Origin of the sequence: Pseudomonas sp. HY13-MNA-CIBAN-0226 (assembly GCF_040310305.1) — a bacterium.
Classification (GTDB): Bacteria; Pseudomonadota; Gammaproteobacteria; order Pseudomonadales; family Pseudomonadaceae; genus Aquipseudomonas; species Aquipseudomonas gregormendelii.
In genome coordinates, this window is record NZ_JBEOPS010000027.1 from 49,580 (window position 1) to 63,079 (window position 13,500).

The 13,500-nt window shown below is 60.7% G+C and carries 13 protein-coding genes and 1 pseudogene; 10 read left to right on the plus strand and 4 right to left on the minus strand.

The window, feature by feature from the left end; translation table 11 throughout:
• Positions 1-52 precede the first annotated feature (52 nt).
• Entirely contained in the window at positions 53-391 is a 339-nt protein-coding gene (locus AAEZ05_RS25235; protein ID WP_045058575.1) for a DUF7693 family protein, read from the minus strand.
• 252 nt (positions 392-643) lie between these two features.
• Between AAEZ05_RS25235 and AAEZ05_RS25240 the strand changes: the two genes are divergently transcribed.
• A complete protein-coding gene (locus tag AAEZ05_RS25240; RefSeq protein WP_045058574.1) occupies positions 644-1,717 on the plus strand; it encodes an NAD(P)-dependent alcohol dehydrogenase in 1,074 nt (357 codons plus the stop codon).
• A gap of 37 nt (positions 1,718-1,754) precedes the next feature.
• Positions 1,755-2,993, plus strand: coding sequence for an MgtC/SapB family protein (locus AAEZ05_RS25245; protein ID WP_045058573.1), 1,239 nt, complete (start codon positions 1,755-1,757; stop codon positions 2,991-2,993).
• 96 nt (positions 2,994-3,089) lie between these two features.
• On the opposite strand, the pseudogene AAEZ05_RS25250 reads toward AAEZ05_RS25245, so the two are convergent.
• A pseudogene (locus AAEZ05_RS25250) lies at positions 3,090-3,410 on the minus strand (GNAT family N-acetyltransferase); the annotation flags it as partial.
• A 98-nt stretch (positions 3,411-3,508) separates the two neighbouring features.
• Positions 3,509-4,063, minus strand: a complete 555-nt coding sequence (locus AAEZ05_RS25255) for a cytochrome b (RefSeq protein ID WP_350649379.1) — start codon at positions 4,061-4,063, stop codon at positions 3,509-3,511.
• Positions 4,064-4,267: 204 nt separating this feature from the next.
• On the opposite strand from AAEZ05_RS25255, the gene AAEZ05_RS25260 reads away from it, so the two are divergent.
• The 7 genes from AAEZ05_RS25260 to AAEZ05_RS25290 are packed head-to-tail and all read left to right on the plus strand — an operon-like array spanning position 4,268 to position 10,562.
• A complete protein-coding gene (locus AAEZ05_RS25260) occupies positions 4,268-4,945 on the plus strand; it encodes a thermostable hemolysin (protein WP_205892351.1) in 678 nt (225 codons plus the stop codon).
• Complete coding sequence (locus AAEZ05_RS25265) at positions 4,935-6,416, plus strand: AMP-binding protein (protein WP_350649381.1); 1,482 nt, start codon at positions 4,935-4,937, stop codon at positions 6,414-6,416. The genes AAEZ05_RS25260 and AAEZ05_RS25265 overlap by 11 nt, the downstream gene beginning before the upstream one ends.
• Entirely contained in the window at positions 6,413-7,087 is a 675-nt protein-coding gene (locus AAEZ05_RS25270; protein ID WP_205892352.1) for an iron-containing redox enzyme family protein, read from the plus strand. The genes AAEZ05_RS25265 and AAEZ05_RS25270 overlap by 4 nt, the downstream gene beginning before the upstream one ends.
• Complete coding sequence (locus AAEZ05_RS25275) at positions 7,074-7,883, plus strand: SDR family oxidoreductase (RefSeq protein ID WP_045058568.1); 810 nt, start codon at positions 7,074-7,076, stop codon at positions 7,881-7,883. The genes AAEZ05_RS25270 and AAEZ05_RS25275 overlap by 14 nt, the downstream gene beginning before the upstream one ends.
• A complete protein-coding gene (locus tag AAEZ05_RS25280) occupies positions 7,880-8,524 on the plus strand; it encodes a tetratricopeptide repeat protein (RefSeq protein WP_045058567.1) in 645 nt (214 codons plus the stop codon). The genes AAEZ05_RS25275 and AAEZ05_RS25280 overlap by 4 nt, the downstream gene beginning before the upstream one ends.
• Before the next feature lie 11 nt (positions 8,525-8,535).
• Complete coding sequence (locus tag AAEZ05_RS25285) at positions 8,536-9,198, plus strand: response regulator (RefSeq protein WP_045058566.1); 663 nt, start codon at positions 8,536-8,538, stop codon at positions 9,196-9,198.
• On the plus strand, positions 9,195-10,562 hold the full coding sequence (locus AAEZ05_RS25290) for a sensor histidine kinase (RefSeq protein ID WP_045058565.1): 1,368 nt from the start codon (positions 9,195-9,197) through the stop codon (positions 10,560-10,562). Before AAEZ05_RS25285 ends, AAEZ05_RS25290 begins: the two co-directional genes overlap by 4 nt.
• 37 nt (positions 10,563-10,599) lie before the next feature.
• Here the strand turns inward: AAEZ05_RS25290 and AAEZ05_RS25295 are convergent, their stop codons facing one another.
• The gene (locus tag AAEZ05_RS25295; protein WP_350649383.1) at positions 10,600-11,502 is read right to left on the minus strand and encodes a LysR family transcriptional regulator; all 903 of its coding nucleotides are present in this window, start codon (positions 11,500-11,502) and stop codon (positions 10,600-10,602) included.
• A 337-nt stretch (positions 11,503-11,839) separates the two neighbouring features.
• Between AAEZ05_RS25295 and AAEZ05_RS25300 the strand changes: the two genes are divergently transcribed.
• Positions 11,840-13,180, plus strand: coding sequence for an MFS transporter (locus AAEZ05_RS25300; RefSeq protein WP_350649385.1), 1,341 nt, complete (start codon positions 11,840-11,842; stop codon positions 13,178-13,180).
• The last annotated feature ends 320 nt before the right edge of the window (positions 13,181-13,500 follow it).

Below are 13,500 nucleotides of genomic sequence, written 5' to 3' on the forward strand. Positions count from 1 at the left end.
GCTTGAACCTTTACAGATTAGTTCACCTGTCACGCTTGGCTCGCACCTCTCATCATATCGCACGTGCCTCGACGCTTTGCGGGTCGGCCAACAGCCCCTCGACTTGCGCACGCTCCCAGGTACTCAGCAGCTCCACGGGATCAGTCCCATAACGATGCCAGTCGGCAAACGTGGCCGAGCGGCCATCCGCAGCGATGCAGGATTCACAGCGGGTGAGGGTGCCCTGGTCCTGGCACAGGTTGAGCACCCAGCCATCGACTTCAACACGGATCTGGCCCGCGTCAATTCCCGGAGAGGCCTGACGGCTGATTCGTTGGATAGACCGCGTACCCAGGGCCAGGTCTCTCAGGATCTGGCATACCTCACGGCTTGAAAGTGATTCGCGGGTCATTGTTCTGGCAATCTGGGGCAGTCATCAGGAAGGACTACAGCGTATCCGCAGCTCCCGCAAAGATCTATGACCCGTTTGCTGAAGCCAAACTCGTCCGAACTGATGGGCGAGAGGTCATGAGCATAAATGTTGTCAAGCATGCGGTCGTCAAAGCCAGTAACTGTTGATCGTTATCAACCTTTCATCGGTCATTGCGGTGCAATCTGCTGGCTGTGCTGAACTTTGGCGCACACGGACAAAGGAGCAATCAGCATGGCGACCATGAAAGCAGCAGTTTTCGTTGAGAAAAACCGGATCGTGCTGGAGGACAAACCCATTCCCGAGGTGGGCCCACTGGATGCGCTGATCCGTATCACCACCACGACCATTTGCGGCACCGACGTACACATCCTGCGCGGTGAATACCCAGTGGCCAAAGGGCTGACCGTTGGGCACGAACCGGTTGGTGTGATTGAACGACTGGGCTCTCAGGTGCGCGGCTTCGTCGAAGGGCAACGGGTCATTGCCGGAGCCATCACCCCCAGCGGCCAAAGTTACGCCTGCCTGTGCGGCTGCGCTTCCCAGGACGGCCCGGATACCCGCCACGGGTTTCGCGCCACAGGCGGCTGGAAATTCGGCAACATCATTGACGGGTGCCAGGCCGAGTACCTGCTGGTGCCGGACGCAATCGCCAATTTGTGTCCCATTCCCGACGGCCTCAGCGATGAGCAGGTACTCATGTGCCCGGACATCATGTCCACCGGATTTTCCGGGGCCGAGCGCGGTGAAGTGAGCATTGGCGATACCGTTGTCGTGTTTGCCCTCGGGCCGATCGGCCTGTGCGCGGTGGCTGGCGCCCGCCTCAAGGGCGCGACCACGATCATAGGCGTTGACGCCGTACCCGAACGCATGAGCGTCGCGCGGCAGCTGGGCGCGACCCATGTGGTCAATTTCAAGGACGGCAACGTGGTCGATCAGATCATGGCCCTGACCGATGGCCGAGGTGTCGATGTGTCCATCGAGGCATTGGGCACCCAAGGGACTTTCGAATCTGCCCTGCGGGTGCTGCGTCCCGGCGGTCGCTTGTCCAGCCTGGGGGTTTATTCAAGCGATCTGCGCATTCCGCTGGATGCCTTCGCCGCAGGATTGGGGGACTACAGCATCGTCACCACCCTGTGCCCCGGCGGCAAGGAGCGCATGCGTCGCCTGATGGCGGTGGTCAACAGCGGGGGCGTGGATCTGTCACCCCTGGTGACGCACCGCTACAAACTCGATGATATTGAAGCCGCCTATGACCTGTTTGCCCACCAGCGGGACGGGGTGATGAAAGTGGCGATCACACCGTGAGGATCGAACGTGCTTTGCCCAGGCGAATGAGCGCCTCATGATCGAGAGCCCGGGCCTCACGGGAGCCGCCGCTGCGCTTGGAATTGGCCTGCTCATCGGTCTTGAGCGCGAGCGGCACAAAGGCGAGGGGCAAAGCCGTGCCTGCGCCGGGTTGCGCACTTTCGCGATTACCGCGCTGCTGGGCTATGGGGCGATGCAGGTGGCTGGCGGCCTGCTGGTCGCGGCCCTGGCGATCACCCTTGGGGGGCTGGTGACGGTCGCCTACTGGCGCAGCTTAAGCGACGACCCGGGGGTGACCAGTGAAGTGGCCTTGCTCACCGTCTTGGTACTGGGGGCCCTCTGCAGCAGTCAGCCACAACTGGCGGTGACCATGGCGGTGGTGATGGCCGGATTGCTGGCCTACCGCGAGAAGTTGCACCACTTCGCCCGCAGCCAGTTAACCGATGGCGAAATGCGCGACGCACTGGTCCTGCTGACGGCCGCCCTGGTGGTGCTGCCGCTGGCGCCTGATCGCTATATCGGTCCGTATGGGGCGATCAACCTGCGTACCATTTGTACCCTGACCGTCCTGCTGATGGTGGTTGGGGCAGTGGGGCATGTCGCGGTTCGTGCCTTGGGCACCCGCTATGGCTATGCGATCAGCGCCATTGCCTCCGGATTCGCGTCCAGTACTGTGACAATCGCCGCGATGGGCCATATCGCCGCCAGGGAGCCGGTCAACGTCAAGCTCCTGAGCGCCGCCGCGATCTGGTCCAACCTCGCGACCTTCGTTCAAGCGGGCCTGATCCTGGGTGCGGTCGACACCGGTCTGCTGCGGCCGGTTTTCGGTCCACTGGTATGCGGCGCGCTTGCTACCGCCCTGTATGGCCTGTGCCTGATGTTTCCGAAAACCGCGACGAACGCCAGCCAGCCGATCAAGGTCGGCGGTGCGTTCAATCTCAAGCTGGCGCTGGTGGTGACCCTGACCGTGACCGGCATCACTTTCCTGTCCTCGGTGATGCTCAGGTACTACGGGGAAGCGGGGGTGATGGTGACGGCGACCTTCACCGGTTTCGCCGATGCCCATGCTTCGACGGCGTCGATTGCCTCCCTGGCCAAATCGGGTCAGTTGCCATTCGACGCCATTGCCGTGCCTGTACTGATCGCCATCAGCAGTAATTCGCTGAGCAAATGCGCGGTGGCGTGGGTCAGTGGTGGAAGCCGGTTCGCCCTTTACGTAATTCCGGGTCAGGTCCTGCTCACACTGGCTATGTGGGCTGGGATCTGGTTGCTCTGAATGAGGCCTCTACGCAAGCTGATAGAGATCAAGTCGCCCTTCACATAACCCATCAATCCTGATCAACCGTTGGCCGAAAGATCGCGGGGCGACGGTTCACAGTTGCAGACGATGAATGACCTGGTGGCGGTCATCAGGGTCAGTGTAAGTTTCAAACCCAAGCGATCTGGCGAGGTCACGCATGGGCGCGTTGCTGGCGGAATCGACCGAATACATCTGCCGGTAACCGTTGTGGCGCGCCGCCTTGATCAAATGTTCCATCAGCAGTGTACCCAGTCCCAGGTGATTCCATTCATCGGCGACCGTAATGGCGCATTCACATTGCTGTTCACCCGTGGCCGCATAACGACTGACGCCCACCTCAATCAATTGTCCGTTGTCGTGCACCAGGGCGATGAAGGCCAGGCGCCCTCGATTTCTGCACCTGACAGGCCAAGCGGAGTCAAGCCGTTGCCCTGGCTGGACCAGGTCAGCGGTTCAGTAGTGCTGAAGGTTGGAATGATTGCCGTCAGACACTAGCGCACAAAGCGCTTGGGCAGGATCCGGGTCAGGGTGTTATCGCGCATCCAGTAATGGTGGAAAATCCCGGCGCAGGCGTGCACGCCAATCAGCCAGTACCCGGCGTTACCCAGCCATTCATGCCATTCTTTGAATTGCTTCGCCAAATCAGGATCGAGTGCGATAGGCGAGGGCAGGGTAAAAGCAAAGTACGGTATTGGTTTACCGGCGGCACTGAGCATCAGCCAGGCGAGCAGGGGCGTGACGATCATCAGCACATAGAGCGCCAGGTGGGTGAGGTGGGCCAGCGCAGTCTGCCACGCGGGGGGGCGAGGCGTGATGGGCGGACGTTTTTGTAAACGACCGAGTAAGCGCACCCACACCAAGGAAAAAATCGCCAGTCCAAAAAGCGCATGGGTACCCAGTAGTGGTCCTTTCAACGGGTGCTGGCGCGGCAGCCAGCCCCTGATCTCGATACAGGCATAGACCCCGACAAACAGCCCGAGCATCAGCCAGTGCAAGGTGATCGAGAGTTTTGCGTAGCGGTTGTGAGCGAGTAAATCGCGAGTCATAACAGGCCTCTTGGACGTTGGTGTGGCTGCACAATCATTTGCGCGGTCCGGTTTCGTTCGGTAAGCGAACGGAATGACGCCAGCCTGCCTATCCAGTCTTAAGGCAATCTGAAGACTGCCCCTGCCGATCTTTTGGCCACCTTCAGACTCCGTTAAGAAATGCCTCGGATACTTCTCCCACACTTTCCCGGGAGGCGTCTTCCAATGCCCGATATTGACTGGAACATCGCTCTGCCCCTGCATTTCGGCCAAGCCGAAACCCCGCAGCTGAGTCTGGCCCGCGCTCTGCCGGACGAGCCCCTGCGCCCCGTCCTGGAAGCCTTTATCCAGAAACGCTTCCGCAGGGCCCACGGCGCGGACATCCGTCACTTCATGCCGGAGCTGTTCGGCATGAACAACGCCTCAGGTGAACTGTGTGCAGTGGCCGGCGTGCGCCTGGCGAGCCGTGAACCGCTGTTTCTGGAACGCTACCTGGACGAGCCGGTCGACCCGCTGATCAGTGCCGCTGCCGACTGTGAAGTCGCCCGCAGGGGCATCGTTGAAGTGGGCAACCTGGCCGCCAGCGACACTGGCAGTGCACGCATGAGCATCATCGCCATTACCTATCTGCTGGCCATGGGCGGCCTGGAATGGGTGGCGTTCACCGGCAACATCGGCCTGGTGAACAGCTTTCACCGTCTGGGCTTGAAGCCCGTGACCCTTTGCGCCGCCGATCCCGCGCGTTTGGGCGAGGACCGCCACAGCTGGGGCAGCTACTACGAGAGCAAACCCTGGGTGCACGTTGGCAACATCCGCGCCGGCTTCATTCATTTGCGCAACATAGGGATGTTCAGCCGATTGGGGTTGCCAGCGTCCATCGAGGAATCCAGCCATGTCGCCTGAAATCGAGCGTTTCAAACAGACCCTGCGCTCCCATGCCGAACGCAAGACCAATGCCATCGCTATTTGGGGGGATCACCTGAAGCTGGACTACGCGACGCTCTACGCGGAAGTGATGTACCGCCAGCAGCGTCTACGGGATGAAAACGTCCAGGTTGTTGCACTGGCCCTGGACAATGGTGTCGACGCCATGCTGTGGGACCTGGCCGTGTTGTTCGAAGGCTTGACCTGCCTGGCGTTGCCCCCTTTCTTCACGCCAGCTCAACGTAAACATTGTCTCAAGCAAAGCCAGGCTGCCCTGGTGATTGCCGAGCCGGCTCTGGAAGCGGAACTGCAAACGGGCGGCTACGAAAAGAACGGTGAATTCTGGCGGCGCACTTTCAACGGCCCGAACCGAATGCCCGAGGGCACCGCCAAACTGACCTTCACCTCGGGCACCACCGGCACTCCCAAAGGCGTGTGCCTGAGTGCCGAAAGTATCCTGCGGGTCGCCCGCGAACTCGATCAGGCAAGCAAGCCCACTGATCTACAGCATCACCTTGCGCTTTTGCCACTGGCGATCCTGTTGGAAAACATCGGCTGCTATGCGGCGCTGTACGCCGGTGCGAAGCTGAGCCTGCCCAGCCAGAAAACCCTCGGTATCGAGGGGGCCAGCGGTGTGGATGTGCCGCGACTGCTCGGTTGCCTGGCCACCCGTGCGCCCGAGAGTGTGATTCTGGTGCCGCAGTTGCTGTTGTTATTGGTCAGCGCCGCCGAGCAAAAAGCCTTCAGCCCCTACTCGTTGCGTTTTGCCGCAGTGGGCGGCGCCCGGGTGAGTGAAGATTTGCTGCACCGGGCGCGACGGGCCGGTCTGCCGGTTTATGAAGGCTACGGGCTGTCGGAGTGCGCGTCGGTGGTGTGCCTGAACCGGCCAGAGGCACGTCGCGCCGGCAGCGTCGGGCGGCCTCTGCCCCACGTGGAGATCCGTCTGGCCGACGACGGCGAAGTGCTGATCAAGGGCTCGACCCTGCTGGGTTACCTCGGCCAGGCTGAGCACTGCGATGAGTGGTGGCCCAGCGGCGATCTCGGTGAATTCGACGCCGAGGGCTTTCTGTACCTCAAGGGACGCAAGAAACACCAGTTCGTCACCAGTTATGGCCGCAATGTGAACCCCGAATGGGTCGAGTCCGAACTGACTCAACGCCGCGATATCGCCCAGGCCTTTGTCTACGGCGAGGCCATGCCGGGCAATCACGCGCTGCTTTGGCCTCATCGCCTCGATTGCACAGACGCGGAGTTGGCCGCCGCCGTGGCTCAGGCCAACGCGGCCTTGCCCAATTACGCCCAGGTTCACCACTGGACCCGTCTCGCTCAACCGTTCACCTCCGCCAACGGCTTGCTGACTGCCAATGGCCGACCACGCCGGGACGCCATCGTCGAGCAGTACCGCGCGCAACTGACTAACGCTTTTTTTTCAGAGGAATCTGCGTCATGAGTTTTTTCGACAACCTGCAAGAAGCCACTCAACACGAACGCCACGCGCTGTTCAACCTGCCGGTCATTCGCGATGCTCTGGAGGGCAAGGTCAGCCTGGAGAGCTACCGGGCCTTCCTGGCGCAAGCCTATTACCACGTGCGCCATACCGTGCCGTTGATGATGGCCTGCGGTGCACGCCTGCCGTCGCGTCTGGAATGGCTGCGCAAAGCAGTGTGCGAGTACATCGAAGACGAATACGGCCACGAACAGTGGATTCTCAACGATATCGAAGCCTGCGGTGGCGACAAGGCGGCGGTGCGCGACGGTCGTCCCTCCTTGCCGATCGAATTGATGGTCAGCTACCTCTACGACCTGATTGCCCGGGGCAATCCGGTGGGCCTGTTTGGCATGGTCAATGTGCTGGAAGGCACCAGTATCGCCCTGGCCACCCACGCCGCCGAGAGCATCCGCGAACGCCTGGACTTGCCGCAAAGCGCGTTCAGTTACCTCAGCTCCCATGGCTCGCTGGATATCGAGCACATGCAGACCTATCGCCGCTTGATGAACACCCTTGATGATCCGTCTGACCAGGCTGCCGTGATTCATGCCTCCAAAGTGGTGTACGCGCTGTACACCGATATGTTCCGCGGCTTGCCGCGCGACGGGGAGACCCCCCATGCGCCTGTCTGAAGCCCGCGTGGTGCTGACCGGCGCCAGTGGCGGCATCGGCCTGGCAATCGCCACGGCCCTGTGCGCCAGTGGCGCCAGGGTATTGGCCGTGGCTCGGCACCGGGAACCGCTGGTGCCTTTACTGGAACGCTACCCACAGCAGTTGTCCTGGGTCGGCGCCGACCTGACGTTCCTCACCGACCGCCGTAAAGTACTGGCCGCCGCCGAAGGCATCGGGGGTCTGAACCTGCTGATCAACGCCGCCGGGATCAATCACTTCGCCATGCTTGAACAGCTCGATGACAGCGACATCAACGCCATGCTGGCGGTGAACGTCAGCGCGCCGATCTGCCTCACCAGGTTGCTGCTGCCGCTGCTCAAGCAGGCTGAAAGCGCCATGGTGGTGAACGTCGGCTCGACCTATGGCTCGATCGGTTACCCCGGCTACGCCAGCTATTGCGCCACCAAGTTTGCCCTGCGGGGGTTTTCCGAAGCCCTGCGTCGTGAGCTCGCCGACACCCGGGTCGGGGTGTTGTACGTCGCACCACGAGCCACCCGCACCAGCATGAACAGCGCGGCAGCGCAGGCGTTGAATGATGCCCTCAAATCCAACGTCGATGATCCGCAAAAAGTTGCCTCGGCGGTGATGCACGCCATTGCCGGTGACCACCGTGACCTGTACCTGGGCTGGCCGGAACGCTTCTTCGTGGGCCTGAACAGCCTGTTGCCCAACCTGGTGGATCGCGGCCTGCGCAAGCAGCTGCCACTGATCCGTCGTCTGAGTCAGAAGCCTGATAACGAGAACCTCAAGCCATGAAAAAAATCTTCGCCTGCCTGCTGATGGGCGCCTTGAGCGCAAACGCCTGGGCGCTTGATGCCGCCGATCAACAACGTCTCAGTGGCATCCAGCAAAGCTGGGCACACATTCAATATGAAATGCCCGCCGATCAACGTACCGCCGCTTTTGAAAAGCTGGCCGGCCAGGCGTCGGCGTTCACGCACGACCGCCAGTCCGTGGCCGAAGCCTGGATCTGGTCCGGAATCGTCACCAGCAGTTGGGCCGGTGCCCAGGGCGGGCTCGGAGCATTGAGCAAGGTCAAGGATGCAAAAGTCGATCTGGAGAAAGCCCTGGCCCTGGACCCCAAAGCCTTGCAAGGCTCGGCCTACACCAGCCTCGGCGCACTGTACGACCGTGTGCCAGGCTGGCCGATCGGTTTCGGTGACGCTGACAGGGCCGATCAGTTGCTCAAGCAGGCCTTGCAACTGAACCCTGACGGCATCGATAGTCTGTACTTCTGGGGCGATCACCTCTACCGTCAAAAACGCTACAGCGAAGCCCGGGGTGCGCTGCAAAAAGCCCTGCAGGCTGCCCCAAGGCCAGGACGGGAACTGGCCGACGCCGGACGGCGCAAAGAGATCGAAGCGCTGCTGGTGGACGTGAACAAGAAAATAGACTGACAGGAGTCCGTGTGCGCTTATTACTGATTGAGGATGACGTGGCGCTGGGTGAAGGCATTCATCAGGCCCTCGGCCGCGAAGGGTACACCGTGGACTGGTTGCAGGACGGTAGCAGTGCCTTGCACGCGCTACTCAGCGAATCCTTCGACCTGGCGGTGCTCGACCTCGGCCTGCCACGCATGGACGGGCTGGAAGTGCTGCGCCGCCTGCGTGACAGCGGCTCCAACCTGCCGGTGTTGATTCTTACGGCGCGGGACGCCACCGAAGACCGTATCGCCGGGCTGGATGCCGGTGCCGACGATTACCTGATCAAGCCCTTCGATCTGGCCGAACTCAAGGCGCGTCTGCGGGCCTTGCTGCGGCGCAGCGCCGGGCGTGCGCAGATGCTCATCGAACACGCTGGCATCAGCCTCAATCCGGGCACGCAGCAAGTCAGCTATATGGGTGAACCGGTGGCACTGACGCCCAAGGAGTATCAACTGCTCCACGAACTTCTCTCGCCACCGGGCCGGGTCATGACCCGCGATCACCTGATGCAGTTGCTCTACGGCTGGAACGAAGAGGCCGAAAGCAACACGCTGGAAGTGCACATTCATCACCTGCGCAAAAAGTTCTCCACTGACCTGATCCGTACCATTCGCGGAGTTGGTTACCTGGTGGAGGAACGTCGATGACCTCCATCCGGCGTCGCACGCTGACGCTGATCATCGGCCTGATGCTCGCCGGCCTGGCAGTGATCACCGTGTTCAACTGGAACGACAGCAATCACGAAATCGCCGAAGTCTACGACGCCCAGCTAGCCCAGAACGCCCGGCTGCTGCAGGGCGTGATGCGCATGCCGCTGGCCAGCAAGGAACACGCCGAACTGTACCAGGCGTTCAATAAGGCCTTGGGCGAGGCGGTGCCCAAGGTCGATGGCCATCCCTATGAAAGCAAAATTGCCTTTCAGGTCTGGAATCGTCAGGGCCAGGTGCTGGTGCACACCGCCAGTGCACCGTCTTTTGGCACACCGCCAGTCACCCCAGGCTTCAGTGATGTGGTGGACCTGAACAACCGCCACTGGCGCGCCTTCATGCTGGAGGACAAACAGACGGATCTACGGATCTGGGTGGGTGAACGGGACGATGTGCGTTCGGACCTGGTGGACCGGATCCTGCGCCATACCCTGTTGCCCAATGTGCTGGGCAGCCTGATTCTGGCAGCGATGGTGTGGATGGCCATTGGCTGGGGCCTCAAGCCCCTGGCCGACATGGCGGCCACGCTGCGGGCTCGGCATAGCGGCTCGCTGGAGCCGCTGCAACTGACCCCGCTGCCCAGCGAGCTGGAACCGATGCAAGCGGCGCTCAATCGCATGCTCGCGCAGATCCAGGAAGTCATGGGGCGCGAGCGGCGTTTTATCGCTGATGCGGCCCATGAGATGCGTACGCCGTTAGCGGTGCTCAGGGTCCATGCACAGAACCTGATGGAGGCGGGGAGCGAAGAGGATCGCCGTGAGTCCCTGGAACATTTGATCGCCGGCGTGGACCGTACCACCCGACTGGTCAACCAATTGCTGACCATGGCCCGCCTTGAACCGCAATCAGCGATACCGCCATCACCGGCCATTGATCTGGCGGCCACCGTGCGTGCCAGCCTGGTGCAGTTGACGCCCTGGTTGTTGAACAAGGGGCTGGAACTGGCCTTCGATGTCAGCGACGACATCGGCCCCGTCAGGGTCGATCCCGCCGCCATCGACATCGCCTTGAACAATTTGGTGACCAATGCCGCCAACTTTTCGCCTAAGCACGGTTTGATCACTGTCAGGCTGAGTAAACAGGGCGATCACTACCAATTGTCTGTTGAGGATGAGGGGCCGGGGATCAATGAGGAAGATCGCGACAGGCTGTTCGAACGCTTCTACAGCCGCGGCAATGATCAGGGCGCGGGTCTGGGGCTGAACATCGTCCAGGCGATTGCCGATCGCCTGGGAGGGCAGGTCCGGTTGGAAAACCGCACGCCCACGGGGCTGCGCGCTACGTTGGAGATTTTGCGTTTTTAACGCGGCCATCCATAACCGGCCGGGTGATTGTCAGCCACTAATCAGAAAACAACTCAAACATCAGCTGGCGCAGCCAGCGATTGGCGGGATCCTTGTTATAGCGCGCATGCCAGAACAGGTTTATTTCGATGTTGGGCAGTTCCACTGGCGTCGGTAAAACTGCGAGCCCGAAGGGTTGTTCGCAACTGCTGGCAAATCGTTCAGGCACTGTGGCCATCAAGTCGGTGCGTTGAAGTATGTGGCCGACGGCGACGAAATGCGGAACCTCCAGGCGTATGTTGCGCTCGATGCCGGCCCGCGCCAGGAACGTATCTACTTCACCGTGACCGGTGTTCGCCGCGACGACCCGAACGTGGCCATAACTGCAGAAACGCTCAAGCGTCAGCGGCTCCCGGGTCGCGGGGTGGTCCTTGCGGCATACGCAGACATAGCGATGGTGAAACAGGCGCTGCTGAAAAAATCCGGCTTGCAGGTGTGGAAGCAAGCCGACTGCGAGGTCAATTGCACCGTTCTGCAAGCCTTCGGCCAGGGTATTGGAGGTGTTGCGCAGGGTACTGATCGAGCATCCCGGCGCGCGCTCAGCCAGGGCGTCCATCAGCCGCGGCATGAAGTAGATTTCGCCAATGTCGGTCATCGCCATGGTAAATCGGCGATTGCAGTTGCGCGGGTCGAAGGTGTCCTGACGGCTCAGCGCATCGCGCAAGGTCTGGATGGCCATGGCCACCGGCTCAGCCAACTGCAGGGCGTAGGGCGTGGGCTCCATTCCCTGATACGTGCGAACGAACAGCTCGTCATTCAAAGCGACACGCAAGCGCTTCAACGCGTTGCTCACAGCGGGCTGGGTCAACTCAAGGCTATCGGCCGCCGTTGATACCCGGCGGTCGATGAGCAACTGGTTGAATACCAGCAGCAGATTGAGATCAAGTTCACGTAATTCCATAACGTCTCGTGCAGATTGCGTGCTCATAAGGGCCGTAAATCTTTGCCCACCCTTGGGGTCTGCACCGCTCTGAAATGGCCGCTGCAAGAGCCAAAGCCTAACAAGTGCCAGAGGGGCGCGTCCATTGGATATCAGTGGGGCTTTTGTTTCGTCCGAGGTTTATTCACGTTCGAAATAATACCTATTCACCTGGCTGCATTTATCACGGGCGCGGGTTTGCCCATCATCGAACCCATGTCCAGTGCTCAATGCTCTGCTTAACACCATTGGACACCGCGCGATTTCCGGGGGGCGACAGATCCTCCGGCTCTATAACAATGACAAGAAGAGCGATGCCATGCGTACGATTGATGTCTCGGCCCTGATTGACGGGGCGCGTTTTAATGCCTTCCATGCCCGCGTGCTGTTCTGGTGCGCACTGATCATCATTTTCGACGGTTATGACCTGGTCATCTATGGGGTCGTGTTGCCCTCACTGATGGCCGAGTGGGGCTTGAGTTCGTTGCAGGCCGGGGCGCTGGGCAGTTGCGCGCTGGTGGGCATGATGCTGGGGGCATTGTTTTTCGGTTCATTGTCGGATCGCATAGGCCGACGTAAAACCATCATGATGTGTGTTGCCATCTTCAGCGTAGTCACAGCCCTGAACGGTCTGGCCCGGAGCCCCGAGGCCTTCGCCTTGTGCCGATTCATCGCTGGCCTGGGGATCGGCGGCGTCATGCCCAACGTGGTCGCGCTGATGAACGAGTACGCACCGAAGAAATCCCGCAGCACCCTGGTGGCGATCATGTTCAGTGGCTATTCGCTAGGGGGGATGCTCTCAGCGGGCCTGGGCATGGTGCTGATTCCCCAATGGGGCTGGCAGGCGGTGTTCTATGTGGCGCTGATTCCGCTGTTGGCCTTGCCGTTTCTGATTCGGCAATTGCCGGAGTCGATGGATTTCCTGCTGCGCACCGGGCAGACCGTCGAGGCCCAAAGACTGCTGGCACACACTACGCCGTCATATGCACCCACCGCCGGTGACCAGTTGAACCCGATGGTCGCCAAAGGGACGACGGTGTCCATTGCGCAACTGTTCCAGGACGGGCGCAAGTTGAATACCCTGATGCTGTGGCTGGCGTTTTTCTGTTGCTTGCTGATGGTATATGCATTGAGCTCCTGGCTGCCGAAACTGATGACTGCCGCCGGTTATGGTCTGAATTCCAGCTTGGCGTTTCTGTTGGCGCTCAACGGCGGCGCGATCATCGGTGCAGTGGCCGGAGGCTGGCTGGGAGACCGGATTGGCATCGCCAAGGTGTTGTTCGCTTTTTTCACTTGCGGGGCGATCGCCCTGAGCCTGCTGGCGCTGAAAGCACCTTTACCCGTCCTGTATTTGCTCATCGCCATTGCAGGGGCGTGCACCATTGGCACGCAAATCCTGGCTAACGCCTGCACGGTGCAGTACTACCCAGCGCATATTCGGTCTACAGGGCTGGGTTGGGCCATGGGTATCGGTCGGACCGGCGCCATCATCGGTCCATTGCTGGGGGGCGCATTGCATGCTTCTTCATTGCCGTTACAGGCAAGCTTTCTCATCTTTGCGGTACCCGGTCTGATCGGTGCCATCGCTATTCTGGTGTTCCTGATCCAGAACTCTGCGAGCCGTCGAACAACTTCATCCAAACAAGCCGTACCGCAGTAGAAAAGGTCACGCCCAGGGATGGGCACCCTGATCCCACCTGGCCAAGCGACGCGCCATGGGTGCGCAATGCCAGTCAGGAAGAAATGCTGTCCGCCTTCGATCATTGGGGTGACGCTGCAAAGGCGGTGGCTGACGAAATTTTTTTACGTTTTTTTTACAGTCAGCGTTTTTGCCGGACACGATACTGGCGGCGATTTTTTAATCGCCCAGGCCTTTCCTTCCCGATAGGCCTGGAGCAGAGGCATTGCGCAAGGAAGGCGTGCAGTACTCCCCGATGATTGAGAGAAGCGCCCCTTGAGTGAGACAGTGACCGTTGCAAA